Raw genomic sequence first — 1,118 nt, forward strand, 5'->3', positions numbered from 1 at the left:
TTCTGCAAGCCAGACGGTAGGAGAATTCCCCCACTCTCGCGTTCATCACAAGCGCCGATAAGGAATCCATCGGCTTGAGTAGCCCCTCAAGACCGACCATATCTACAAGCCTGCGCCAAACGCGAGTCCCCGACAGGTCGTTTTATCTTGTCCGCGGGAGCGTCTCATGACAATACAAACACCCATCGTTGGCATCGATGTCGCCAAAGAAAGCCTGAGCCTGTATCGCCTCGACACTCAGCAAGCCAGTACGTTAGCCAACGCTCGAAGCACGATTCTGGCCTGGTTGAAAACATTGCCCGCAGACTGTTCCCTGGCTATTGAGGCCACCAGCACTTACCACGTCCTGCTGGCGGATCTGGCCTACCAGCGCGGGCATCGGATCTATGTCATCGATGGTTACCGCCTGAGCAACTACCGCAAGGGGATCGGTGGTCGTGTCAAGAACGATCAGAGCGATGCCCGCTTGCTGGCCCGTTACCTTGCCCATGAACAACGCCAGTTGCGCCCCTGGAAACCCACCTGCAAGGCCTACCGGCGCCTGCAAGTGCTGCTACGGCGTCGAGCCACGCTGATCCGCAGCACCACGGCCTTGCGCCTGAGTTTTGCTCAGGACCGGCAGATGGCCCGGGAGCTTAAACCGGTACTGGAACGCATGAAACGTCTGGAGGTACGACTCAATGAAGAGCTGAACAAGGCGTTGCAAGAGGCGGGTTTGGCGGAGCAGGCCAAGCCATTGAAGGGATCGGCCCACTGACTGCTGCCGCACTCAATCTGGCCTTTCTGCGGGGTTCGTTCCGCAGCAGCGATGCCTTTATCGCCTTCCTGGGCCTGGATGTACGGGTCAAGGAGTCGGGGCGTTACAACGGTCGACGCAAGCTGAGCAAGCAAGGCGACTCGGAAACCCGACGCTTGCTTTACAACGCCGCCATGGCGGCAAGCAGGACCAAGGCTTGGCAATCCCGCTATCAGCAATACCTGCAGCGCGGCCTGAAGCGAACAGAAGCGCTGATCATCCTTGCGCGTAAATTAGCCCGTATTGCCTTCGCTCTGATGAAGACCCAACAGCCGTATCGACCTACGGTCGATACGGTGGGGTAGACATAGAATCTCCTACA

The 1,118-nt window shown here is 58.1% G+C and carries 2 protein-coding genes and 1 pseudogene; all 3 read left to right on the forward strand.

The features are described 5' to 3' along the window. The first annotated feature begins 166 nt into the window (after window positions 1-166). Window positions 167-757, forward strand: coding sequence for a transposase (locus J4E58_RS32390; RefSeq protein ID WP_370686790.1), 591 nt, complete (start codon window positions 167-169; stop codon window positions 755-757). Between the two features lie 26 nt (window positions 758-783). Then, window positions 784-909, forward strand: a pseudogene (locus J4E58_RS32395) (transposase); the annotation flags it as partial. A gap of 3 nt (window positions 910-912) precedes the next feature. Continuing rightward, complete coding sequence (locus J4E58_RS32400) at window positions 913-1,101, forward strand: hypothetical protein (protein WP_256962201.1); 189 nt, start codon at window positions 913-915, stop codon at window positions 1,099-1,101. Window positions 1,102-1,118 lie beyond the last annotated feature (17 nt).

It is taken from the genome of Pseudomonas sp. FW305-25 (genome assembly GCF_017351415.1).
GTDB classification, from domain to species: Bacteria; Pseudomonadota; Gammaproteobacteria; order Pseudomonadales; family Pseudomonadaceae; genus Aquipseudomonas; species Aquipseudomonas chlororaphis.